The organism is Chitinilyticum aquatile DSM 21506 (genome assembly GCF_000430805.1).
Taxonomy (GTDB): Bacteria; Pseudomonadota; Gammaproteobacteria; order Burkholderiales; family Chitinibacteraceae; genus Chitinilyticum; species Chitinilyticum aquatile.
The window spans coordinates 198027-221164 of record NZ_AUMS01000007.1 but is presented as its reverse complement, the minus strand read 5'-3'; the positions used below and the strand labels follow the sequence as shown (position 1 = coordinate 221164).

The window sequence follows — 23138 nt, the reverse complement described above, 5'->3', positions numbered from 1 at the left end:
GACACGCTTGCCGCACCGGAACGTAGTGCCGCCCACCCGCAACAGCAGGAGAAGCCATGCCGTATCTCTGGTCTTTCATCTGCGTACTGCTGCTGGCCTGCCTGCCGGCGCAGGCGGCCAACCGGTCGCTGACCATTCTCACCGAGGAATACCCGCCGATCAGCTTTGCCCGTGACGGCATGCTGACCGGAATGGCGGTCGATGTGGTGCGCGAAATCCAGCGTCGTGTCGGCAATCAGGACGATATCCAACTGCAGCCATGGCTAAGGGCTTACCGCAGCCTGCAGGAGCAGCCCGATACCGTATTGTTTACCGTGGCGCGCACGGCCGAGCGGGAAAAGCAGTTCAAGTGGGTGGGGCCGATTGCGCCGATCAATGGCGGCATCTATGCCGTACGCGCTCGCTGGACTGGGCCAAACAATCTGGACGAGGCCCGCAAGGCGAAAAGCATCCTGGTCGTGCGCGGCTGGTTTACCCAGCAGCAGCTGGAAACCCTGGGCTTCACCAACCTCTATCCGGTCAACGATCCGCCGCAGATGGCCAAGATGATGCGCAACGGCCGTGCGCCGCTGATGGCCACCGACACTGCCACGGCGGCGCTGCAGTGGCGCCAGGCCGGCGGTCAGCCCGGGGATCTGGTGCTGGTGCAGGTTTTCTCGCAAAACAGCAGCTATATCGCGTTCAACCGGGGCACTCCCGATGTAGTCGTGCAGGCCTGGCAGGCGGCACTGGATGCGATGAAGAAGGATGGCAGCTACGCCGAGATATTCCGCCGCTGGCTGCCCGAATTGCCGCAACCATAAACTGCGTCCACATATACATCCGCTGGTACTGATTTGCAGTCCTTTCAAAAAAAGGGCTGCGAAAGTATACCTGGTGCTTGGCGTGGCCTTGCCAAACGATCCCGGGCGAACGTCACACCGCGCCCGCTGCCGCACAGGGTAGGGTAAAAGGCGGCGTGCTGCTTACCCCCATTCTGCGTCCGGGCCGCCGCCTGAGCACTCGGGCTGATTGGCCGGGGCGGTGTATGCCCGCGCTCTTCCGCTGTGCTCAGCCCCGAAATGTCCAGTTCATTGTCATGCGCGGGCTTCTCCGTTCGCGTGACGAATCGACCATTTAATTGCTCATTCTGCCGTTCCGAACATATGCCAGAGGGCTAGTCAGGCCGCTCTTACACTTTCTCCATGCCGTGATTGCCATCGTCAGTCACAGCCCATCCAAAGGAGGAAGTAGCTATGTCTGCCAGTGACGCCATCGACGCCGGCGTGATCCGCCCCGTCGCCCCATCATCCTGGACCGCCCATGACACCACCTGGGTGCTGGGTCTTTTTGCCACCGCCATCGGCGCGGGCACCCTGTTCCTGCCGATCAACGCCGGTCTGGGCGGCATCTGGCCGCTGCTGGTCATGGCGCTGCTGGCGTTCCCGATGACCTATCTGGCGCACCGGGGGCTGATCCGTTTCATCCTTTCGTCCTCGAAGCCGGGTAGCGACATCACCGAAGTCGTCGGCGAGCATTTCGGTCCGCTGGCCGGCAAGCTGATCACGCTGCTGTACTTCTTCACCATCCTTCCCATCCTGCTGCTCTATGGCGTGGGGCTGACCAATACCGTCGAGTCCTTCATGGTGCACCAGCTGGGCATGTCACCCTTGCCGCGTGCGCTGCTGTCCTTCGTGCTGACCGCCGGGCTGATCGGCATCGTCGCATCCAGCGAGCAGCTGGTCGTGCGTGTCATGGGCTGGCTGGTTTATCCCTTCATCGCGGTGCTCATCGGCCTTGGCCTGTTTCTGGCACCGGAATGGAATTCGGCCGTACTGCACGGCATGCCGTCCGCCGGCAAATTCGGCGTGACACTGTGGCTGAGCATTCCGGTGCTGGTGTTTTCCTTCAACCATTCGCCGGTGATTTCGCGCTTTGCTGTCGCGCAGCAGCAGCAATACGGCAAGGATGCCGTGAAGAAGGGCGAGCGCATCGAGAAGTACGCCGCGCTGCTGATGGTACTGGTCGTGATGTTCTTCGTGTTCAGCTGTGTGTTTGCGCTGTCGCCGGCTGATCTGTCTGCTGCCAAGGAACAGAACATTTCCATCCTTTCCTATCTGGGCAACAAGTTCCAGACCCCGCTGGTGGCCTGGCTGGCACCAGCAGTGGCCTTTGTCGCCATGTCGAAATCCTTTCTCGGCCACTATCTGGGCGCTCGTGAAGGTCTGAACGGCTTTATCGCCCAGCAGCTCGAAGGCCGCGGCAAGCAGGCCAGCGACAAGGCCATCAACCGTTTCAGCCTGCTGTTCATGTTCGCAATCATCTGGATCGTGGCCACGCTGAACCCGAGCATCCTGGGCATGATCGAATCGCTGTGCGGCCCGATCATCGCTGCACTGCTCTTTGTGATGCCGATGTACGCCATCCGCAAGGTGCCGGCGATGCGCAAGTATGCCAATCGCCCGAGCAATGTTCTGGTGATCTTCATCGGTGCGGTTGCCATGTCGGCGATCTTCTACTCCCTGCTCGGACACTGAGCTGACCATCGCGTACACGCCCTGCCGCCCTGATTGCCGGGGCAGCAGGGCGGACGCCGCCTTCTTCTGAAGCACATATCAAGAGGATTCCCATCATGATCAGCATGTTCCAGCTCTACAAGGTCGGTATCGGCCCGTCCAGCTCCCATACGCTCGGCCCGATGAATGCAGCCAGAAAATTTGTCGATGACCTGCGCGAGCGCGGCCTGCTGGCCAGGACGACGGCGCTGCAGGTGGATGTGTTCGGTTCGCTGGCACTGACCGGCATCGGCCACAAGACCGATGTAGCACTTCTGCTCGGGTTGATGGGCGAGCTGCCCGACAGTGTCGATGTCGACGTGATTCCCGGGCTTATCCAGAAGGTGCGCAGCGAGCGGCGGATCCGGCTGGGCGAGCATGGCCCCGAAGTCGATTTTCCCGCGGCCGCCATGACCTTTCACCGATCCAACCTGCCCCGGCACGAGAACGGGCTGACGCTGAAGGCCTTTTCCGGTGAGCAGCTCCTGCTGGACAAGAACTACTATTCGATCGGCGGCGGTTTTGTCATCGAAGATGGCGACAATGGCGCGGCGGACGAGGGCGCGACTGCTGTTCCCTATCCCTACGCCAATGCGGAAGGCCTGCTGGCGCATTGCCGCAGCACGGGACTTTCCCTGTCCGGGCTGGTGCTGGAAAACGAGCTGCGCCTGCATACCCAGGATGAAATCAACCACTACTTCAGCCACATCTGGACCACGATGCGGCAGTGTCTTGACCGTGGCATGAAAACCGAAGGTGTGCTGCCCGGGCCATTCCGCGTGCCGCGCCGCGCCGTTGCCCTGCGCCGCCGGCTGGCATCGTCCGAGGCGCTGTCGCGTGACCCGATGAACATCATTGACTGGGTCAATATGTTCGCACTGGCCGTTTCCGAGGAAAACGCGGCCGGCGGGCGCGTGGTCACTGCACCGACCAATGGCGCGTGCGGGGTTGTGCCTGCCGTGCTGGCCTACTACAACCACTTTATTACGCCGCTCGACGAGTCTGCCTGCGTGCGCTTCTTTCTGGCATCTGCCGCGATTGGCGCGCTGTTCAAGACCAATGCATCGATTTCCGGTGCCGAGGTTGGCTGCCAGGGCGAAGTGGGCGTGGCCTGCTCGATGGCTGCTGCCGGCCTGGCCGAACTGCTGGGTGGCTCGCCCGAACAGGTCTGCATTGCTGCCGAAATTGCCATGGAACATAATCTCGGCCTCACCTGCGACCCCGTTGGCGGCCAGGTGCAGATTCCCTGCATCGAGCGCAATGCGATGGGCGCGGTCAAGGCGATCAACGCGGCACGAATGGCGCTGTGCCGCACCAGTGCGCCGATCGTTCCGCTCGACAAGGTAATCGAAGTGATGTTCGAAGTCGGCAAGGACATGGACCCCAAATACCGCGAAACCTCGTGCGGGGGGCTGGCACTTAAGCTGGTGGCCGCACCAGCCGTTGCCGCCGAGCCGGTGGTGGAATGCATACGCTGGGCGCCCTGAGGGTGTGCCGGGCAAGCATGCCCTGCGCAGGGCAGAACAGGCGGGGAAGGGATAGCTGACGTGGATCTGCATTCGATTGCCACCCTGACGGTGTTGCTGCTCCAGCAGATGTGCGTGTATCTGGTGGTGGCCTATGCGCTGAGCCGCACCCGGCTTTTCATCCCGCTGACCCGCGCCAGCATCCGCTGGCCGCACAGGATTGCGTGCTACGTGATCTTTTCGGCGTTCTGCATCATGGGAACGATGCTGGGGCTGCCGGTCGTCAGCGGCAATGCCATTGCCAATACGCCGGCCATCGGCGCCGTGCTGGGCGGCTTGCTCGGCGGCCCGGTCGTCGGGGTGGCCGTGGGCATCACGGGAGGCATCCATCGCTATTCGCTGGGCGGCTCCTTCGGGCTGGCGGCGGCGATCGACATCGTCATGCAGGGCCTGATCGGCGGACTGGTGCACCGCTACCTGATCAGGCGCGGCAAAACCCGTCTCCTGTTCAGCCCCTTGCTGGCGGGCGGGCTGACTTTCCTGACCATCCTGATCGAGCTCGGCATTGATCTGGCGCTGTCGCGCCCCTTTGATGAAGCCCTCGGTATCGTCAAGCTGATCGCGCTGCCCGAATTGCTGGCCAATACTGCCGGTGCGGCGGTGTTCGTGAAAATCCTGCTGGACCGGCGCGACAGCATCGAGCAGCAGTCGCGCGCCTTCTCCGCCAAGGCGCTCGATATTGCCGCGCATGTCGATGGCGTGTTGCGCGAAGGCTTCGACCAGGAAAACAGCACGCGCGTGGCGCGCATCATCTACGAGCAGACCGGCGTCGGCGCGGTGGCGATCACTGACCGCGAGAAAATCCTCGCTTTCATCGGCATGGGCGCCGACCACCATTTGCCGGGCACCCCCATCACCTCGCCGCAGACGCTGCATGCGATCAACTGCAACGAGGTCATCTTTGCCGATGGCAACGAGGTTCCCTACCAGTGTTCGATCAGCCCGCACTGCAAGCTGGGGTCCTCGCTGGTGATACCGCTCGTGGGGGAAGGGAAGCAGGTCATTGGCACGATCAAGCTCTATGAACCCAAAACACGGATTTTCTCGACCATCAATCGCACGCTGGGCGAGGGCATCGCCAAGCTGCTTTCCAGCCAGATCCTGGATGGCCGCTACGAGCGGCAGAAAAACCTGCTGATCCAGTCAGAGCTGAAGCTGCTGCATGCCCAGGTGAATCCCCACTTTCTCTTCAACACGCTCAATACCATCATTGCGGTCACCCATGATGACGTGGGCAAGGCGCGCGAGCTGCTGACCGATCTGGCTGTCTTCCTGCGCAAGAACCTGAAACGCCCGACCGAGGATGTGATGCTTTCTGAAGAAATCGAACACATCACGGCATATCTCGGCATCCAGCTGGTGCGATTTGCCGACCGACTGTCTGTCGAGATCGACATCCCCGAGCCGCTGCTGAGTGTGCGCGTTCCGGCCTTCACGCTGCAGCCGCTGATCGAGAATGCCATCAAGCACGGTACTTCGCAGATCATCAGCCCCGGCCATATCCGGATCAGCGCCCGCCAGGAGGGCAGCGTCATCCTGCTGGAAGTCGAAGACAATGCCGGCCGCTATGATCCGAAACCCGGCGGCGGCGGGCTGGGCATGAACATCGTGGACCGGCGCATCAAGAACCGCCATGGCGAATCCTTCGGTGTCACCATGACGTGCGAAGCAAATGTATCAACCCGGGCCACGGTCCGGATTCCGCTGGAGGCTGCGAGCTGACATGATCACCGCCCTGATTGTCGATGATGAACCCTTTGCCCGGCAGGCGCTGCGGCGCACGCTGGAGCCTGCGGCCGACATCCGGATTCTGGGGGAGTGTGGCAACGCCATCGAGGCGCTGGGCCGCATTCATGCCGACAAGCCCGATGTGGTGTTTCTGGATATCCAGATGCCGCAGATCACCGGCATCGAGATGCTGGGCATGCTCGACCCCGACACCATGCCGCACATCGTTTTCCTGACCGCGTATGACGAATATGCGGTGCAGGCCTTCGAGAAAAACGCCTTCGATTACCTGCTCAAACCCGTCACCGCCGACCGGCTGGAGCAGACGCTCCGGCGCCTGCGCAACAGCCTGTGCCGGCAGGACTTCAGCGTGCTGCCCGAGGCCAGCCGTCTGCGCCAGATACCCTGTTTCAGCCAGCAGGCTGTTGTATTCATCAAGCTCGACGAAGTTGAATATGTCGAATCGCGAACGACCGGAATCTACGTGTCGGATCTGGAAGGGCACGAGCGCATGACCACGCTGCGGCTGAACATCCTGCAGCAGCGCACCGCCTTGCTGCGCTGCCACCGGCAGTATCTGGTGAACATCGATCTGGTGCACAAGCTGCGCTATCTCGAAAGCGGACTGGCCGAGTTCGTCACCCGACGCGGGCGCGCCATTCCGATCAGCCGCCGCCTGCTGCCCGAAATCAAGGAGCGGCTTGGCATCATGTAATGGGCATCAAGAAGGTAGTGACTTGTCCTGCAGGCAGGTTGGGCCCGTGTTCTCGGTGGTATAAATGGGTATTGCCCTGTAGCCCTTGTGATTCAAGGCCTGCAGGGCAATACTTTTTGATGGAGGCTGGCGTGCCGTGGTGCGAACCGGATGGCTGGCGCAGATCGCACCGGGTAGTCGCACCCGGTCGGCTAGCCCGGCTGCCGTAGCAACCGGGTATCCGGCTTACTTGGTCAGGTCGATGCGGAAACCGACCAGACCCTTGCTGTCAGCCGTGCTGTCGTTGAGGACGACATTACTGATTTTTTCCGTAGCCAGCGCATCGACTGCGGCGGGAGCTGAACGGAAGACCACCTTGCCTGCCTGGTTTGGCAGCGGCTTGAAGCGCCAGTTCTTGTTCGGGGTGAACTTGGCAGATGTTACCGTCTTGATGCCTTGCACATAGCTGATCACCACATCACGGTTGGCATCGGGTGCCGCCAGCAGCACTTCGACGTCAGTCGGGATAATTCCCTTGTAGATATTCGGGTTGATGATGCCACTGGCGCGGTAGTTGTTGGTGGCCACGATGAATTCCTGGGTATCGCTGACCGCTACGCCGTTGTGCTTGAGATTGACGATCCGGTTGCCGGGAGCCTGGGTCAGGTCAATTTCGTAAGTCACGCCATCAAAGATGTCAAAGTTGTAGACCTTGAACGCCGGGTTGAGCAGTTCCTGATCGGCTGTCTTGGTCGGGTCGATGGTATTGAATTGCTCGGCCGAGTTTTCCAGCCAGCCCTTCAGGCTGCGCCCCTTGATTTTTACTGCGTAGATGGTGTTGCTGTACAGATACAGATCGGCCGCGCTGCGAATCGACAAGGGGCCGGCGGCGACGTCGGTGTAATCGCTGGCACCGGCAAAACCGCCCTTGAACGGAGCCTGGGCAGAGAGAACCGGAAGATTCTTGTACTGCGGCAGATTGGCGTTCACGTACTTGCTGACATAGTCGGCCTGGGCCGCGTTCAGCAATTCGATGGCAGCGGTATCACCGATTTGCGACAGATAGGAAGACAGACGCAGTTCGGTAGTGCCCACCGGGGTGTTCACATACTTCACGGTGGCGTCATGTGCAGGCTTGATGACAGCAGTGACGTTGGCATCCGCCTCAACCAGCGGCTTGGCTGTCTTGCTGTCATAGATTGCGCGAACTTCGGATTGCGATTTGCTGCTGTCGGTGACCCACTTGCCGTTCTTGTACGCAAGATTCAGTTTGATTACGCCCAGGTGGCTACCCCAGAAACCGGCTTGAACAACGGGAACGCCCTTGATCAGACCCTTGGTATTGTCGATGTCCTGAGCGGTGTAAGTGGTGCCGCCCGGGAATGATGTGTGAGAGTGGCCAGCGACGATGGCGTCAATGCCGGGTACGCCAGCCACGCCATAGACCGGATCTTCATCGTTGCCATTGGATTTGACGTTGATACCGCCGTGAACCAGTGCCACCACCACATCGGCACCAGCCTTGCGCATTTCCGGCACATATTTGGCAGCAGAATCCTTGGCACCTTCCACGATGAGCTTGCCTTCCAGCCAGCGCTTGTCCCACTGCATGATGCCGGGTGGTGTAAAGCCGATCACACCCACCTTGATGGTGCGCTTGATGCCTTTGCTGTCAACAAACTGGCGCTCAAGAATTTGCCACGGCTGATAAATGGGCTGCTTGGTGGTGATGTCATACACATTGGCCAGCACCAGCGGGAAATTAGGCCCCTTGCAGGTCCGGGTTTTGCCCTGATAGCTGTGAGCCTTGCCGGTAACCTGGTAAAGGAAATCCAGGCCATAGTTGAATTCGTGGTTGCCCAGCGTAGCGATATCATAACCAATGGCATTCATCGCCTTGTACTGGGTCAGCGTGTCGTTGCAGGCCAGCTGGGCGACCAGTGCTTCATAGTCGGCAAGCGGGGTGCCCTGGATGGTGTCGCCGTTGTCGACCAGCAGGGTATTGCCAAATTCCTTGCGAGCAGCATTGATCAGGCTAGCGGTACGTTCCAGGCCAACCTTCGGATCATCAGCGGTCTTGTAATAATCGTAAGATTTCAGATTGGTGTGCAGATCGGTGGTTTCGAGCACGGCCAGATTGATGGTGTCGCCCTCTGCCGGGCCTACGACCGTAGGAGGGGTGACCTGATTGTTGCCCGAACCGCCCCCGCAGGCGCCCAAAGCAATAGTCAAGCTTAGCGCCAGTACATGGCGCATGAATGCATGTTTCATGGAGACAGGTCTCGTTGGTTAAGAAAAGACCTGATGCATTCTATTTTTGAAGTGTTACATGTAAGTAAAGCTTTGGTTAAGTATTGAAAGCAAGGCAGCATTTGTCTGGCGGCATTGCATGCTCGATTCTTGATGGTGTATGACCTTGCAGGCTTTAAATTTACTAGGCTGCAGGGTCATACCCTTGCTTGTATCCTTTCGGATCGGATCGAGATGTTGTGTCCCGTCAGCAGTTTTCCAGCGCCAGCAGCTCGGCTACCGTCTGGCGGCGGCGGATCAGCTTGATCTCGCTGCCATCAATCAGCACTTCCGGGATCAGCGGGCGGGTATTGTAGTTCGACGACATCGACGCACCGTAGGCACCGGCATCGTGGAACACCATCCAGTCGCCGATTTCCGCCGCTGGCAAATCACGCGGGATCACCGTGCCGCCTTCTTCCTGGGTGAAGACGTCGCCCGATTCGCACAGCGGGCCGGCGACAACAGTAGGGCGGACGTCGGCGCTGCGTACTTCGCCTGCCGGCGTCAGCACGCTGATTTCATGATGACTGCCGTACATGGCCGGGCGCATCAGGTCGTTGAAACCGGCGTCGCACAGCACGAAGTGATTGCTGCCGGCATCTTTCTTGGCGCGAACCTCGGCGATCAGCTTGGCGGATTCGGCCACCAGGAAGCGGCCGGGTTCGATTTCCAGTGTCACCGGGTGGCCCAGATGCGCTTCGATTTCCTTGCGCGCTTTGTCCCACAGGCTGAAGTAATGCGCGGTATCGATGCGCTCACCGTCGACCTTGTACGGAATCGACAGGCCACCACCGGCAGAAATCGCCTGCAGGTCGCGGCCGCTGGCTTTTACCTGGGCGACCATCGCATCGCAGACTTCGGACAAGTGGCTGTAATCGACGCCCGAGCCGATGTGCATGTGCAGCCCCACCAGATCGAGGCCGTACTGGTCGATCAACGCGTAGGCTTCAGCCAGCTGCTCGTGCCAAATGCCGTGCTTGCTGGTTTCACCGCCGGTATTGGTTTTCTGGCTGTGGCCGTGGCCGAAACCCGGGTTGATGCGCAGCCATACCGGGTGGCCGGGGCTTGCCTGGCCGAGCTGTTCCAGCATCTGCGGGCTGCCGGCGTTCACCGGCACTTTCAGTTCGACCACGCGAGCGAGAGTGGCACGATCCAGCAGGTCGGCGGTGAAAACAATATCACTATGCACGCCACCCACAGAAAAGCCCGCCGCCAGCGCGCGCTCGATTTCGCCCAGCGAAACCGAATCCACCTTCACACCCTGTTCGCGCATCAGGCGCAGGATGTGCGTATTGGAGCAGGCTTTCTGCGCGAAGCGGATCACGTCGAATTGACGCAACTGGCTGATGCGCTCGCGGATGATGGCAGCGTCGTAAATCCAGCACGGTGTGCCGTGTGCGCGGGCGATGCTGACCAGTTGCGGGCCATTGACGGGCTTCATGCGTATTTCCTTCAGGGTTTGTGTCTGGCGCTATTCAATCAAACCCCGCTGCCGTGGTAAAACGATCTTTTCTTATCGGCGTGCAGGCAGGCTAATGCTCGATTACAAATTGCTGGAGGCGCTGGATGCAGTCGTGGCGGCCGGCAGCTTCGATGGCGCGGCGCGGCGGCTGCATCTGACGCAATCCGCCATCTCGCAGCGTATCCGCCAGCTGGAAGAGCGCAGCGGCACGGTACTGCTGGTGCGTGATACGCCGGTGCGCGCCACAGCGGCAGGCCAGAAACTGCTGGCGCATGTGCGGCAGGTTCGCCTGCTTGAGGCTGAGCTCAACGGCAGTTTCGATGCGGCCGCTTCGGATTGGCTGACGCTGCGTATCGGCGTGAATGCCGACAGCCTCGCCCTCGGCCTGCTGCCTGCGCTTGCACCTGAGCTGCTGGCGGATCGCCTGCTGCTCGATTGTGTGGTGGCGGACGAAGCACAGACGCTGGCGCAACTGCGTCTGGGTGAGGTGATCGGATGTATCGGCACGCAGCCCCAGCAGATCGGGGGCTGTGGCGTAATTCCACTCGGGGTAATGCAGTATGTGCTGGTGGCCACCCCCGAGTTTGCCGCGCGCTTCTTTGCCGGAGGGCTGGATGCCCAGAGCCTGGCCGATGCGCCGGCTGCCGTATTCGGCCAGCAGGACAGCATCCACCGCCGCTGGCTGCGTGAGCAGCATGGCTTGCAGCACGGCGATTATCCCTGCCATGTGATCCCCGATTCGACCGCGCTGTTCGGTGCTGTCTGCGCCGGGCTGGCCTACGGGCTGGTACCGGCGGCGCAAGCCGCTGCAGTGGTTGCGCAGGGCCGACTGGTGCAGCTGCCCGGCATTGCCCCGATTGCCGTACCGTTGTTCTGGCATCACTGGAGCCGCCAGACGGAGCCGGCCCGCCGTCTGGCGCAGGCCATTGCCCGGTTTGTGGGCCAGCAGGCCGGCTGATGGCTTGAAAAGTGCGCTTCGTCGGCTGGCAACGGTAATTGTGCCGCGATAGCCGGGTGTCTGCGTTCATATAATCATGACATCCGCAACACAGTCCGCCTGTCCGGACAGGATCAGCCTGATGCACAGTTCTACCGATCGCAAGCTGGTCGTTGCTTCGTACAATATCCACAAGGGACTTTCGCCGCTCAATCGCAAGCTGGTGCTGCATGACGTGCGCGAGGCGCTGACCGATATTCATCCCGACGTGGTGTTCCTGCAGGAAGTGCAGGGCGAGCATCAGCACCATGCCCGGCGCTTCGAGCACTGGCCGGCCTTGCCGCAGCATGAATTTCTGGCCGGCGAGGGCTGGCTGGCGACCTACGGGCGCAATGCCGTCTACGAGCAGGGCCATCACGGCAATGCGGTGCTGTCGCGCTATCCGGTCAGCCGCTGGCACAACCATGATCTGACGCTGCACCGTTTCGAGCAGCGTGGCCTGCTGCACTGCGTGGTGAACATCCCGCACTGGTCGCGTCCGCTGCATGCTTTCTGCGTGCACCTGAATCTGCGCGCCCGCGACCGCCGCCGCCAGCTGGCGATGCTGATCGACTGCATCCACCACGAAGTACCCGGGCACTCGCCGCTGGTGCTGGCTGGCGACTTCAACGACTGGCAGAAAGAAGCCTCGCGCATTCTGGCGCGCGAGCTGGGCCTCTACGAGGCTTTCGAATCCCTGCACGGCAGGCCGGCGAAGAGCTTTCCGGTGCGCATGCCGCTGCTGTGCCTGGACCGCATCTACACGCGCGGCTTCAGCATCGAAACGGCCGAAGTGCTGGCCGGTGCGCCCTGGCATGCGATGTCGGATCACGCGCCGCTCTACGCCAGCCTGCTGCGCAGCTGAGCGGCCCGCTGGCCAAGTGTTCCGGACTGTACAAAAGCAAGCAGGCAGTCAGCCGAGCCCGTGCCTTACCGTCCATCAGTGCAGGCCGCAAGCTTGTACAGATTGCTACTGCAGTGAGTGCAAGCCTGCTGCTGCAGGAGCTGGCAAATCATAATGCCAGGTATGTCAATGCAGCCCCTCATGATAAATGGCTGCATGACTATACCTATTGATCTATATGGCGATGCAGCTGGCGTTTCGCATCCGCTTCGCACGATTGAGCATGATTTTGCCCTGTTGATAGCCTGTACAAATCAGGCTGATAGCCATATTTGATTGTTTTGTATTGTACAAAAGCGTACAGTGAGTTGTACAAACTACAAGGCAGGCATCATGGCTCACAGTGATCAGCGCAAACGCATCGCCGTGATTGGCGGTGGCATCAGCGGTTTGTCCGCCGCCTGGCTGCTGGCGGCACAGCATGACGTAACGCTGTTCGAAGCAGCCGATTACGTCGGCGGCCACAGCAATACCATCGATGTCACCCTCGATGGCGTCACCTATCCGGTCGATACCGGGTTTCTGGTGCACAACGACCGCACCTATCCTAATCTGATTCAGTTGTTTGCCCATCTTGGCGTCGAAACGGTGGCAAGCGACATGAGTTTTGCCGTCGCCATGCCCAGCCTCGACCTGGAATGGGCGGGCAGCAATCTCGATACTGTGTTCGGCCAGCGCAAGAATCTGCTGCGTCCGACCTTCTGGCGCATGCTGCGCGACATTCTGCGCTTCAATGCGCAAGCCGCGCGCCATCTGGCAGATGCGCGCGAATCCGGTGCCACGCTGGGCGAGTTGCTGCAGCGCGAAGGCTACGGCGACACGATGCGTGACTGGTATCTGCTGCCGATGGCGGCGGCCATCTGGTCCAGCCCGAATGGCGAAATCCTGCAGTTTCCGGCTGCGACCTTTCTGCAGTTCTGCCTGAATCACGGGCTGCTGCAGGTGAATGACCGCCCGCAATGGAAAACCGTGCTCGGTGGCTCGCGTGAATACGTGCGCCGCATGCTGCCGCGCATCCAGACCGTGCATGTCGCTACCCCGGTCAGCGCCGTGTGGCGCAACCACGAAGGCGTGCAGGTCGAGTCGGCGCTGGGGCGCAAGCGCTTTGACGAGGTGATTTTTGCCACGCATGCCCCGCAGACGCTGGCCATGCTGACGGACGCCAGCGCAGACGAAACCCGCATCCTGGCCAGCGTGCGCTACCAGCCAAACCGTGCCTTGGTGCATACCGATCCGTCCTTCCTGCCGCGACGCAAGAAATTGTGGTCGGCGTGGAATTATCAGGGCGGCCCGCAGGGCGACGAGCTGCAGCGCGCAGTCTGTGTCAGCTACCTGATCAATCAATTGCAGCCGCTGCCGTTCAGCAAGCCGGTGGTAGTCACCCTCAATCCCTGGCACGAGCCGGCGCCTGAGCATCTGCTGCGCGAAATCCACTACGAACATCCGCTGTTCGACGCCGCAGCGATTGCCGCACAGGCAGAATTGCCGACCATCCAGGGGGTGAACGGGGTCTGGTTCTGCGGTGCCTGGTGCCGTTACGGCTTCCACGAGGACGGCCTGCAGGCCGGCATGGCAGTGGCCCGGGCGCTGGGGGCAACGGTGCCCTGGCAGGCCGAACTGGATGAGGTTTTCATGCCGACTACCGGGGAGCCGCGCGATGTTCGCCGGGCTGCCTGACGCCAGCCTGTGCTTCGGGCGGGTGATGCACCGCCGGCTGCGGCCGGCCGAGCACCGCTTCGATTACGGCGTGGGCTTTCTGCTGCTGCGCGTGGCCACGCTGGAGAGTCTGCCGCGCATCGCCGGTTTTGCAATCAACCGGTTTTCCGCGCTGTCCTTTCATTACGCCGATCATGGTGATCGCAGCGGCCGAGCGCCCGAAGCGTGGATCCGCGAATTGCTGGCACAGCATCAGCTCACGCGAGCCGATGGCGAGGTGTGGCTGCAGTGTTTCCCGCGCATGTTCGGCTATGTCTTCAACCCGGTCAGCTTCTGGTATTGCCTCGATCAGGCCGGCGCCTTGCAGGCCGTGGTGGCCGAGGTGCACAACACCTTTGGCGAGCAGCATTGCTATCTGCTGACCAGCCGCGACGGCGGGGCGATTGCCGCCGGCAGCGAGCTGGCTTGCCGCAAGGTGCTGCATGTGTCGCCGTTCAATGAGGTGACTGGCGTCTACCGTTTCCGTTTCGACCACCAGGCAGGCCGGCTGCGCGTCGCCATCCGCTATGACGACCCGGAAGGTCCCCTGCTGCATACCGCCGTGTGGGGCGCGCCGCAGCCGCTGGCTGCTTCGAGCGTACGCCGGCTGCTGCTGGGCTATCCGCTGATGACCTTTGGCGTGATGGCGCGCATCCACTGGCAGGCACTGCGCCTGTGGCTGAAAAAAGTTCCGTTTTTCCGCAAACCGGCTCCACCGCTTGAAGAGGTGACACGATGAATACCCGAGTGATTGCCCAACCCCGCATTGCACCTCGCCAGGCCCCCTGGCGTGCCCGGCTGTTGCTGCAGCAGCTGGACAAGCTGACTGGCGGCCTGCTGCTGCTGGAGCTGCCCGACGGCAGCCAGCGCGCCTGCGGGCATGGCCAGCCGCAGGTAACGCTGCAGGTGCGGGACTGGGCCGCGTTTGGCCGCATCCTCGCCAGTGGCGACATCGGCCTGGCGGAAGCCTACCGGGACGGCCAGATCGACTGCGACGACTGGACCGCGCTGATCCGCCTTGCCATCGCCAACCGCGCGCAGCTGGAAGCCGCGATCAATGGCAACTGGCTGGGCAAGCTCGCCTACCGGCTGCGCCATCTGTTCAACGCCAACACCCGCAGCGGTAGCCGGCGCAACATCTCGGCGCACTACGATCTGGGCAATGCCTTCTACCGGCTGTGGCTGGACGAAACGATGACCTATTCCAGCGCCTGTTTCGACGGTGATCTGTCGCTGGATCTCGCGCAGGCGCAGCGGCGCAAATACCTGCGTCTGCTGGACGGGCTGCAGGCACGTCCGGGGCAGAGCGTGCTGGAAATCGGCTGCGGCTGGGGCGGGCTGGCGGAAACCGCTGCGCGTGCCGGTTTGCGCGTGCAGGGGCTGACGTTGTCGACCGAGCAATTGGCGTATGCCCAGGAGCGCTTGCGCGCGGCGGGGCTCGACAAGCTCGCGCAGTGCAGCCTCACCGATTACCGCGATCTGCCGGCCAGCGCCCGTTTCGATCACATTGTTTCGATCGAGATGTTTGAAGCGGTGGGCGAGCGCTACTGGCCGACGTATTTCACCACGCTCAAGCGTCACCTGTCGCGCGAGGGGCGGGCCGCACTGCAGGTCATCACCATCGACGAGAGCCTGTTCGACGACTACCGGCGCGGCACCGATTTCATCCAGCAGTACATTTTTCCCGGCGGCATGCTCCCCAGCCGCACGGCCTTTGAAGCACAGGCGCGCGACGCCGGGCTGCGCGTGGTGGAGCGGCGCGATTTCGGCATCGATTACGCCGAAACCTTGCTGCGCTGGCGGCAGGATTTCGAGGCACATCTTGATGCCATCCGCGAGCAGGGCTACGACGAGGGCTTTATCCGGCTGTGGCGTTTCTACCTGTGCTACTGCGAAGCGGGGTTCCGCGCCGGCAGCATCGGCGTCTCGCACTGGTGGCTGGAACACGCCGGGTAGCAGGGTGTTGAAAAAGTCGGCTTCTGCACCGGGATCAAGCGCCGGGCTGAGCCCGGCGTAAACCAGCTCATTAAAAATCAAGGACTTGTTGTTTCTTTTCATACATTTTTCCGGCTTCGCCGAAAAAACGGTTCACAGGCTGTTTTACAACAGTCTGTTAGGGGGTGGGTATGACTCGCTTTGTTCTGATTTTATTTGGCTGTATGGCAATACATGCCGGTGTATTGGCCGAGGCGCCACGCTGGCTGCAGGACAAGCTGCCGCAGGCACAGCTGGTGGGCAAGGGCGAGATGCGCTGGCTGGCCTTGCGCATTTACGACGCACGCCTGTACGCCCCGCAGGGCAGGCTCAGCCCGAATCAGCCCTACGCGCTGCAGCTGATTTACCGGCGCGAGATCGAGCGCGATGACATTGTCAGCACCAGTGTCGATGAAATCCGCCGCCTGTTCGGGCCGGTGCCGGCACTGGCACAGTGGGAAGATGCCATGCGCCGGGTGTTTGTCGATGTGAAGGACGGCGACGAGCTCACCGGTGTCTACCAGCCCGGCGGTCCAGCACGCTTCTATCAGCAGGGGCGGTTGCTGGGCGAGATTTCCGATCCGGAGTTCGGCCGTGCCTTCTTCGCGATCTGGCTTGATCCGCGCACACGCGAGCCGGGCCTGCGCCGTGCCTTGCTGGGGCAGCCAGCATGAGCGCGCCCGCAGGCCGTGCCTGGCTGCGCTACGGTCTGCTCGGGCTGCCGCTGGCGATGGCCGCCTTACCGCTCTACGTCACTGCGCCACGGCACTATCATGATCAGCTGGGGCTGGGGCTCGGGCTGACCGGTGCCGCGGTGCTGGCAGCTCGGCTCTTCGATACCCTGCAGGATCCCTTGCTCGGGCGCTGGCTGGATCGACATCCGCCGCTGGAAACACCAGCACGCTGGATGGGGGGGCTGTTGTTGCCACTGGGCTTGCTGGCGCTGTTGCAACCACCTCTGCTGTCAACCTGGGCGCTGGCCGGCTGGCTGATGCTGTCGCTGGCTGTGATTGCACTGGCGCACAGCCTGATCACGCTGCCCTATCTGGCGCTCGGGCTCCGGCTGGGTGGCCCGCAGGAAGGAAGCAACCGGCTCAATGGCAGCCGCGAAGGCTTCGGCTTGGTCGGCGTGCTGCTTGCCAGCGCACTGCTGCCCGCATTGCTTGCGGGGGCGACCGCGTGGCTGCTGCTGGCTCTGGCGGTGCTGACGCTGCTGCTTTTGATCTCGATCGTGCTGCTGCCACGGCATGCGCTTGCTGTACCGGCCATGCTTGCCGATAAACAGCATGGGGTATGGCCGGCGGAATTCAACATTCGCAAGTTTCTGGCGGTATACCTGGTTAATGCCATGTCGGCCGCGCTGCCGGCGACGCTGGCGCCATTTTTCATTGCCGACGTGCTGCAGGCCGAGCGCTGGCTTGGGCCTTTGCTGGCGCTGTATTTCTTCGCCGCCGTCCTTGGGCTGCCAGTCTGGGTGTGGCTGGCGGGACGCTTTGGCCGGCTGATTTGCTGGCGTGCGGCAATGCTGGCCAGTGTGCTGGCCTTTCTGCCGGTGCCCTGGCTGGGCGCGGGCGATGTCATCCCTTTCGCCGCGATCTGCGTGCTGACCGGGCTGCTGCTGGGGGCCGATCTGGTGATTCCGCCGGCGATGCTGGGTGCGCTGGGCGGTGAAGAGGCACTTACACAGCGTTACGGCTGGTGGAGCCTGTGCGGCAAGCTGGCGCTGGCGCTGGCGGTGGGCGTATCGCTGCCACTCTTGCAGCTGCTGGGCTTTTCCTCGGGCAGCGGCCAGGGGCTGCTGGCGCTGGCCGTGTGTTATGCCGCCTTGCCCTGCGTGTTCAAACTGCTGGCCTTTGGGTTGCTGCAGCGCTACCGCGCTGAATTTGCCGTGGCCGATGCCGCGAATGAGTCAGCGACTTGCCCCGTCACCAAACCCGTTTCATTGCAGGAATGCCGATCATGAAAAAACTGCTAGCCATTCTGACTTTCGGCCTTGCCGGCTGTGCCGGCGTCTCGGTCGATGCCTATCGCGACCAGCAGCCGGTGCTGAAGCTGGAAGAGTATTTCAATGGCACCATCGACGGCTGGGGCCAGTTCCAGAAGCGCGACGGCACGGTCGTGAAACGCTTCAAGGTGGTGATCGACGCCAGGTGGCAGGGCAATACCGGCGTGCTCGACGAGCATTTCAGCTACAGCGACGGCAGTACCAGCCGGCGCGTGTGGACGATCACCAAAGAGGCTGATGGTAGCTACAGCGGCACTGCCGACGATGTGGTCGGCAAGGCCAGCGGCCGCGCCGCAGGCAATGCATTGCAGTGGGAGTACACGCTGAAGCTGCCGGTGGACGACAAGGTGTATGAGGTCAGTTTCGATGACTGGATGTGGCTGCAGCAGGACGGCGTGCTGCTCAACCGCTCCGCCATGAGCAAGTTCGGCTTCCACTTGGGCGAAGTCACGCTGGCGTTCAAGAAACGCTGAGGGAGACTGAAATGGCACTCAATCCGCCGCTCACTGACTGGCAGGGCCAGCGCGTCTGGATCGTCGGTGCCTCCAGCGGCATTGGCCGCGCGCTGGCGGAAACGCTGGGGCGGCTGGGGGCGCGTGTGGCGATCAGTGCGCGCCGCGCTGCCGTGCTGGATGAGCTGGCGTTGCCGGACGATGCGCTGCGCCTGCCCTTTGATGCCTGCAGCAAGGCGGGCTGGGCTGCCGCGCTGGGTTTTCTACAGCAGCGCTGGGGTGGGGTAGACGTGTGGGTGCACTGCGCCGCTGATTACCAGCCCACGCGTGCCTGGCAGCTCGATGCTGGTGTGGCCAGCCGTGCGCTGGACGTGAATCTGCACAGCGTGTATCTCGGTCTTGCAACGATTATGCCGGTATTGCTCGCCAGCCAAAGCGGGCGTTTGGTTCTGCTGGCAAGCCCCTCGGGGTATTTCGGCATGCCTGAGGCGATCAACTATGGCCCGCACAAGGCAGCGCTGATCAATCTGGCCGAAATCCTGCACGTTGATCTGGCCGAGAAAGGTATTTCTGTCCATCTGGTTAACCCCGGCTTTGTTGCCACGCGGCTGACCGCGCGCAACGACTTTGCCATGCCCGCGCTGCAGACCCCACAGCAGGCAGCCGATGCCATCGTTGCCGGGCTGGCACGTGGCGAATTCGAAACCCATTTTCCGAGGCGCTTTACCCTATGGCTGAAACTGCTGCGACTGCTGCCCTTTGCCCTGCGCCGACCACTGCTGCGCCGGATTGCCCGCTAGAGGCCGACACGCTGCTGGCCGAGGGGCTGGCGCGCGTGCTGGCCTGCTATGCGGCGCTGGATCTGGCGAGCATTCCAGCGCTTGCGGCCTGCTATGCGCCGGAGGCGCGCTTTCGTGATCCGTTCAACGACGTGCGTGGTCGCGAGGCGATTGCCGCCATCTTCCGCCACATGTTTGCCGCAGTGGCGCAGCCGCAATTCCGCATCCTGCGGCACTGGCGCACCGGGCAGGACGCGATGGTCGAGTGGCAGTTCGATTTTGTCCTGCGCGGCAAGGCGCTGTCGTTTGACGGCTGCAGCCGGCTGGTGCTGGGCACGGACGGGCTGGTGCACTCGCATCTGGATTACTGGGATGCCGCCAGCGGCCTGTATGCCCATCTGCCCCTGGTGGGCGGGCTGATGGGCTGGCTGGCGGCGCGCATGCGATAATGGGGCGCAATGATGAACGAAGCCCGATTACTCCGCTATACGATTGCCGACGTTGAACGCGATACCGGCGTGAGCAAGGAATTGCTGCGCCAGTGGGAGCGTCGCTATGGGTATCCGCAGCCAGGCCGCGATGAGCATGGCGACCGCAGCTATACCCCGGACGATGTTGCCACGCTGAAGCTGCTGCGCCAGCTGATCGATCACGGCGGCCGGCCGCGCAAGCTGGTCGGCCTGCCGCTGCCCGAGCTGGAAGCCGAGTGGGTTAAGCTGGCTGTGCCCCCCCAAAAGAACGCAGCGGCTAGCGGTGCCGAGCCCTTGCTGGCGCACCTGCGCGGCAGCGATGCCGAGGCCGTGCGCGCTTACCTGCGTCTGCAGTTGCAGCGACAAGGGCTGGCAGGTTTTCTGCTGCAGGCCATGGCTCCCATCAGTATTGCGGTGGGCGAGGCCTGGGCGCGCGGCGAACTGGCCGTGCATCAGGAGCACCTCTATACCGAGGCCATCAAGGTCGTGCTGCGCGAGGAGATCGGGCGGCTGCCGGCGACGCGGCAGGCCCCGCGCGTGATGCTCACCACCATCCCGGGCGAGGCGCACAGCCTTGGGCTGCTGATGGTTGAAGGCCTGCTGCGCCTAAATGGCTGCGAATGCGTGTCCTTTGGCGTGGAAATGCCGTTCGAGGAAATCCTGCGTGCCAGCGAACGCTATGGCGTCGACATTCTGGTGCTGTCCTTCAGCGCCAACTGCACCCCCACCGACGCCTCCATCGCCTTGCTGGGCCTGCGGCAGGCGCTGGCCGCGTCGGTGACCATCTGGGCGGGCGGAGCTGGGCTGAGCGGCGTGCAGTTGCCGGTACCCGGCCTGCAGATTTTTGATCGCCTCGATGCCATCGCCCCGGCTGTGGCTGAGTGGCGTACGTGTGCCTGAACGCGGCTCGAGGTAACGCTCTGGCCGCTGCAGAGCACACGCAGCGCATTTTCTGCGCGCCCGGAGTTCAGTGGGCGAGCTGACGGAAATTGGCAGAGTTGTGATGTTTTTCCGTGGCATGATGAGCCAAATATGTCAGCCCCGGAAAAGAAATGCGCGTCATTCAGTTCGCCCTTGCTAGTCTTTTGGTCCTGTGCATCCCGGCACAGGCCATGCCGCTTGCCAGCCGCCCCAGCGAAAGCGGGCCCGCCAGTGCAAACTGGGAACCCGTCGCAGCCCAAAACGCTGAACCCTTGCTGCACTGGTCCGTGCCGGCAGGCCGTCGTGGCAGGCCGGAGCGAGCCACACAGGCGGTGTTGCTGGTGCCCTTGCCGGCAAGTGATGTGCAGGCCCGCCTTGCCGGGGTACTCAAGCGCGAAGGATTCAGGTTGCAGGAAACCACCGCCGTCCTGCTGGATAGTCAAGCCGGGTTTGGCGGAAGGGATCTGGCTGAGGGTGATCGCTGGTGGGGCTTGTATCTTTCGCATCATGCCGAAATCCTGCCCGAAGTCAGCGACGCGCGGCTTGATCCGTACTGGCAGAAAGGGCTTGCCAGCGGCGCCATCCTGCCGGCTGATCTTGAGGCGCTCAATCAGCGCCGGGTGCAGCAATTGCAAGGCAGTGTGCTTCGGGTTCCGGCCGCCAGGGCCGCAGCCGAACTGCGCAGCCCGCAAACCGTGTGGCAGGCCAGTCTGGAGCAGCGCTCGCGCTCCGGAGACCAGATACGCAGCGAAACCATCCGGATCTACGATGTCAGCCGCTTGCTGGGGGCAAGCTATACCGCAGTGACGCTCAGCCGCGAGGACAGCAACCGCAACCCGGACTACAACCCGTTCAAGATTGAGCTCTGCATGATGGGAGGCTGTGGCAAGTCAGCACGTTTGTCTTATAGGGTAGTGCCCTATGCCAGTCTGTCGCGCCTGCTGGCTGCGTTGCCAGCCGATACCCTGGTTGCTGATTCGCCGCTCTACTGGGCTAAGCCCGCGGCCGCTGCGCCTTTGCCCGATTATCGCGAAGTGCCTGCCGCGTCCGCTGCGGCGGTAGCGCTGGTCGGCGAGGGCTTTGACTGGGGTAACAAGAATGCCAGCCCTTCAGCCTTGCTGGTACTTCCAGACAGTGATCTGCTGCTGGCCGAGACCCGCCGCGCGACCGCTGCAGATTCAGATTCGTCGCATGTCAGTACTGTGTACCGCCATCGTTTTAGTAGCAGCGGCGTGCAGAGCCAGCAGCTGTGGCAGATCCCGAAGGAGAGCAGTTTCAGGCTGGCGCTGGCGCGCGATGGCAGAACCCTCTGGTTCAGTGCCCGCACCCGCGAAACGCTATATATGCAGCGCTACGATCTGCAAAGTGGCGAGGTGTTCAGCCAGGCCATGCCAGGGGATGATGGAAACTGGTTTATGTGGCAGCTCGATAGCGCGCAACTGCCGCGATTCTATGACGCGGTACCGGATTACCAAATCAGCCAGTGGCGCCCCGAGGGCGAGCCGCAGCAGCTGCTAGCCAAGACCCTGCGCGCGAATTTTTCCGGCCGGGAAGGCGTGGGCAAGCTTCAGCCCGTGTATGGGCACCTTACTGCCAGCGAGTGGGCTGCCGATGACTGGGGGCTGGCCGAGCTGGATCTCGCCAGTGGCAAGACGCTGCGCAGCATTCCCCTGCCGCAGGATGCACACAGCAGCTACTGGACCCCGTCGGCGCTGGCCGCCCCGGATGCCGGCTGGATTGCCCGGCCGTGGCTGCGAGACATGACCTATGCAGACGGCAAAAGCGGGCGTGGCTGGGGGGCGTATATCGTGGATACCCGGCAGGGTAAAATCCGTTTTTCAGCCGCACTGGATCAGCCTGGCAATGTGATGCCGGTCATGGCCCGCTCGGCCAACGGCCGCCTGCTGGCGCTGGGGCAGGAGTGGGATGGCAAGTTCAATAACCGCTTCGGACTGTGGGATGTCGCCAAGGGGACCAGCCCGCTCAATCTGCAATTGCCGGCGGGAATCGGGAATGGCTATCTGCGGGGACTGGCTTTCTCGCCGGACGGGAGGTTTCTGTATGCGCTCAGCGACCGGTGGCTGGTGCGCTGGGCGCTGCCGGCAGCCTTGCAGGACAAGGCTCTGCCTGGAAACTGGCCGGCGGAAGGCTGGAAATACTAGTGCCCGGCAAGGAGTTGGCAGACCATTGATGCGACCGTGGTGCTGATCGGGATGTCGCGGCGCTGCCGGCCCTGTTCCAGAAATGGCTTAAACCACCAGATTGTCGGCTTCGTCGAAAATCCAGCCGTCCTCGTAGCACACTTCGAAAAGATGCCCGTCGGGGTCACGGAAGTAGCCGGCCACGCCCCACGCGCTGGTGCTTGCCGGCTTGACGATGGTTCCGCCATGTTCCGCCGCTTGCTGCAGTACTTCGGCCACCTCGGCTGGATGCCGGGCGATGTACGCCAGTGCAAATCCCGCAAACCCGCTGCCCTCCGGATTGGCCTGATTTGCATCCTGCGCAAATGCCGTGCGTTCCTGAAGGGCAAGTACGACGCCGCCCAGATCGATTTTTACGAAGCCGGGATGGCTGCTGGCAGCCTGCGGCCAGCCCAGTGCTTGGAAAAAGGCGGCACTGCGGGCAACATCCTGCACACCGAGCAGGATCAGATTAAGGCGAGGGCGCATGGATCAGGCTTTCGTATTTTGTAGAACAAATGTTCTATTTTGCGGATGGTGTTGTCA

20 protein-coding genes are annotated in these 23138 nt (G+C 62.3%); 17 read left to right on the top strand and 3 right to left on the bottom strand.

Features of this window, described 5'->3' with window-relative positions; translation table 11 throughout:
- Window positions 1–56: 56 nt before the first annotated feature.
- The 5 genes from H559_RS0106265 to btsR all read left to right on the top strand — a co-directional run bounded on the left by H559_RS0106265 (window position 57) and on the right by btsR (window position 6503).
- Window positions 57–803: a substrate-binding periplasmic protein gene (locus H559_RS0106265; RefSeq protein ID WP_028451996.1), complete on the top strand. Its 747-nt coding sequence runs from the start codon at window positions 57–59 to the stop codon at window positions 801–803.
- Window positions 804–1235: 432 nt separating this feature from the next.
- A complete protein-coding gene (locus H559_RS0106260; protein ID WP_051278993.1) occupies window positions 1236–2516 on the top strand; it encodes an SLC5/6 family protein in 1281 nt (426 codons plus the stop codon).
- A 95-nt stretch (window positions 2517–2611) separates the two neighbouring features.
- Complete coding sequence (locus tag H559_RS0106255; RefSeq protein ID WP_028451994.1) at window positions 2612–4021, top strand: L-serine ammonia-lyase; 1410 nt, start codon at window positions 2612–2614, stop codon at window positions 4019–4021.
- A gap of 60 nt (window positions 4022–4081) precedes the next feature.
- A complete protein-coding gene (locus H559_RS0106250; RefSeq protein WP_028451993.1) occupies window positions 4082–5782 on the top strand; it encodes a sensor histidine kinase in 1701 nt (566 codons plus the stop codon).
- A 1-nt stretch (window position 5783) separates the two neighbouring features.
- The gene (gene btsR / locus H559_RS0106245; RefSeq protein WP_028451992.1) at window positions 5784–6503 is read left to right on the top strand and encodes a two-component system response regulator BtsR; all 720 of its coding nucleotides are present in this window, start codon (window positions 5784–5786) and stop codon (window positions 6501–6503) included.
- Window positions 6504–6728: 225 nt separating this feature from the next.
- Here btsR and H559_RS0106240 read toward each other — a convergent pair whose 3' ends face one another.
- Both H559_RS0106240 and lysA read right to left on the bottom strand, forming a co-directional pair.
- Window positions 6729–8753 (bottom strand): bifunctional 2',3'-cyclic-nucleotide 2'-phosphodiesterase/3'-nucleotidase, encoded by a 2025-nt coding sequence (locus H559_RS0106240; protein ID WP_034639979.1) that lies wholly within the window; start codon window positions 8751–8753, stop codon window positions 6729–6731.
- 226 nt (window positions 8754–8979) lie between these two features.
- Window positions 8980–10215: a diaminopimelate decarboxylase gene (lysA, locus tag H559_RS0106235; protein WP_028451990.1), complete on the bottom strand. Its 1236-nt coding sequence runs from the start codon at window positions 10213–10215 to the stop codon at window positions 8980–8982.
- A gap of 94 nt (window positions 10216–10309) precedes the next feature.
- Here lysA and H559_RS0106230 point away from each other — a divergent pair, with 94 nt between their 5' ends.
- From H559_RS0106230 to H559_RS0106175, 12 genes are all read left to right on the top strand, one after another.
- Window positions 10310–11194: an ArgP/LysG family DNA-binding transcriptional regulator gene (locus tag H559_RS0106230; RefSeq protein ID WP_028451989.1), complete on the top strand. Its 885-nt coding sequence runs from the start codon at window positions 10310–10312 to the stop codon at window positions 11192–11194.
- A 121-nt stretch (window positions 11195–11315) separates the two neighbouring features.
- Window positions 11316–12077 (top strand): endonuclease/exonuclease/phosphatase family protein, encoded by a 762-nt coding sequence (locus tag H559_RS0106225; RefSeq protein WP_034639977.1) that lies wholly within the window; start codon window positions 11316–11318, stop codon window positions 12075–12077.
- 372 nt (window positions 12078–12449) lie between these two features.
- Window positions 12450–13793 carry an NAD(P)/FAD-dependent oxidoreductase gene (locus tag H559_RS19215; protein ID WP_081412903.1) on the top strand — a complete coding sequence of 448 codons (1344 nt, stop codon included), beginning with the start codon at window positions 12450–12452 and terminating at the stop codon, window positions 13791–13793.
- On the top strand, window positions 13774–14550 hold the full coding sequence (locus H559_RS0106215) for a DUF1365 domain-containing protein (protein ID WP_028451987.1): 777 nt from the start codon (window positions 13774–13776) through the stop codon (window positions 14548–14550). The genes H559_RS19215 and H559_RS0106215 overlap by 20 nt, the downstream gene beginning before the upstream one ends.
- Window positions 14547–15767 carry an SAM-dependent methyltransferase gene (locus H559_RS19210; RefSeq protein ID WP_034639975.1) on the top strand — a complete coding sequence of 407 codons (1221 nt, stop codon included), beginning with the start codon at window positions 14547–14549 and terminating at the stop codon, window positions 15765–15767. The genes H559_RS0106215 and H559_RS19210 overlap by 4 nt, the downstream gene beginning before the upstream one ends.
- A gap of 170 nt (window positions 15768–15937) precedes the next feature.
- Window positions 15938–16459, top strand: coding sequence for a chalcone isomerase family protein (locus tag H559_RS0106205; RefSeq protein ID WP_034639972.1), 522 nt, complete (start codon window positions 15938–15940; stop codon window positions 16457–16459).
- On the top strand, window positions 16456–17748 hold the full coding sequence (locus tag H559_RS19205) for an MFS transporter (RefSeq protein WP_051278992.1): 1293 nt from the start codon (window positions 16456–16458) through the stop codon (window positions 17746–17748). The genes H559_RS0106205 and H559_RS19205 overlap by 4 nt, the downstream gene beginning before the upstream one ends.
- On the top strand, window positions 17745–18263 hold the full coding sequence (locus H559_RS0106195; RefSeq protein WP_028451985.1) for a DUF3833 domain-containing protein: 519 nt from the start codon (window positions 17745–17747) through the stop codon (window positions 18261–18263). Before H559_RS19205 ends, H559_RS0106195 begins: the two co-directional genes overlap by 4 nt.
- A gap of 11 nt (window positions 18264–18274) precedes the next feature.
- Window positions 18275–19042 (top strand): SDR family NAD(P)-dependent oxidoreductase, encoded by a 768-nt coding sequence (locus tag H559_RS0106190; RefSeq protein WP_028451984.1) that lies wholly within the window; start codon window positions 18275–18277, stop codon window positions 19040–19042.
- A complete protein-coding gene (locus tag H559_RS0106185) occupies window positions 18973–19470 on the top strand; it encodes a nuclear transport factor 2 family protein (protein ID WP_081412902.1) in 498 nt (165 codons plus the stop codon). The genes H559_RS0106190 and H559_RS0106185 overlap by 70 nt, the downstream gene beginning before the upstream one ends.
- A gap of 9 nt (window positions 19471–19479) precedes the next feature.
- The gene (locus H559_RS0106180) at window positions 19480–20391 is read left to right on the top strand and encodes a MerR family transcriptional regulator (RefSeq protein ID WP_051278991.1); all 912 of its coding nucleotides are present in this window, start codon (window positions 19480–19482) and stop codon (window positions 20389–20391) included.
- A gap of 152 nt (window positions 20392–20543) precedes the next feature.
- On the top strand, window positions 20544–22574 hold the full coding sequence (locus tag H559_RS0106175; protein ID WP_028451981.1) for a hypothetical protein: 2031 nt from the start codon (window positions 20544–20546) through the stop codon (window positions 22572–22574).
- An 87-nt stretch (window positions 22575–22661) separates the two neighbouring features.
- Here the strand turns inward: H559_RS0106175 and H559_RS0106170 are convergent, their stop codons facing one another.
- Window positions 22662–23081: a VOC family protein gene (locus H559_RS0106170; RefSeq protein ID WP_028451980.1), complete on the bottom strand. Its 420-nt coding sequence runs from the start codon at window positions 23079–23081 to the stop codon at window positions 22662–22664.
- Between the last annotated feature and the right edge of the window lie 57 nt (window positions 23082–23138).

Excerpts from the sequence above, each read along its gene's own strand:
- H559_RS0106265 (WP_028451996.1), top strand. The coding sequence starts at position 57 with ATGCCGTATCTCTGGTCTTTCATCTGCGTACTGCTGCTGGCCTGCCTG.
- H559_RS0106260 (WP_051278993.1), top strand. The coding sequence starts at position 1,236 with ATGTCTGCCAGTGACGCCATCGACGCCGGCGTGATCCGCCCCGTCGCC.
- H559_RS0106255 (WP_028451994.1), top strand. The coding sequence starts at position 2,612 with ATGATCAGCATGTTCCAGCTCTACAAGGTCGGTATCGGCCCGTCCAGC.
- btsR (WP_028451992.1), top strand. The coding sequence starts at position 5,784 with ATGATCACCGCCCTGATTGTCGATGATGAACCCTTTGCCCGGCAGGCG.
- H559_RS0106240 (WP_034639979.1), bottom strand. The coding sequence starts at position 8,753 with ATGAAACATGCATTCATGCGCCATGTACTGGCGCTAAGCTTGACTATT.
- lysA (WP_028451990.1), bottom strand. The coding sequence starts at position 10,215 with ATGAAGCCCGTCAATGGCCCGCAACTGGTCAGCATCGCCCGCGCACAC.
- H559_RS0106230 (WP_028451989.1), top strand. The coding sequence starts at position 10,310 with ATGCTCGATTACAAATTGCTGGAGGCGCTGGATGCAGTCGTGGCGGCC.
- H559_RS0106225 (WP_034639977.1), top strand. The coding sequence starts at position 11,316 with ATGCACAGTTCTACCGATCGCAAGCTGGTCGTTGCTTCGTACAATATC.
- H559_RS19215 (WP_081412903.1), top strand. The coding sequence starts at position 12,450 with ATGGCTCACAGTGATCAGCGCAAACGCATCGCCGTGATTGGCGGTGGC.
- H559_RS0106215 (WP_028451987.1), top strand. The coding sequence starts at position 13,774 with ATGTTCGCCGGGCTGCCTGACGCCAGCCTGTGCTTCGGGCGGGTGATG.
- H559_RS19210 (WP_034639975.1), top strand. The coding sequence starts at position 14,547 with ATGAATACCCGAGTGATTGCCCAACCCCGCATTGCACCTCGCCAGGCC.
- H559_RS0106205 (WP_034639972.1), top strand. The coding sequence starts at position 15,938 with ATGACTCGCTTTGTTCTGATTTTATTTGGCTGTATGGCAATACATGCC.
- H559_RS19205 (WP_051278992.1), top strand. The coding sequence starts at position 16,456 with ATGAGCGCGCCCGCAGGCCGTGCCTGGCTGCGCTACGGTCTGCTCGGG.
- H559_RS0106195 (WP_028451985.1), top strand. The coding sequence starts at position 17,745 with ATGAAAAAACTGCTAGCCATTCTGACTTTCGGCCTTGCCGGCTGTGCC.
- H559_RS0106190 (WP_028451984.1), top strand. The coding sequence starts at position 18,275 with ATGGCACTCAATCCGCCGCTCACTGACTGGCAGGGCCAGCGCGTCTGG.
- H559_RS0106185 (WP_081412902.1), top strand. The coding sequence starts at position 18,973 with ATGGCTGAAACTGCTGCGACTGCTGCCCTTTGCCCTGCGCCGACCACT.
- H559_RS0106180 (WP_051278991.1), top strand. The coding sequence starts at position 19,480 with ATGATGAACGAAGCCCGATTACTCCGCTATACGATTGCCGACGTTGAA.
- H559_RS0106175 (WP_028451981.1), top strand. The coding sequence starts at position 20,544 with ATGCGCGTCATTCAGTTCGCCCTTGCTAGTCTTTTGGTCCTGTGCATC.
- H559_RS0106170 (WP_028451980.1), bottom strand. The coding sequence starts at position 23,081 with ATGCGCCCTCGCCTTAATCTGATCCTGCTCGGTGTGCAGGATGTTGCC.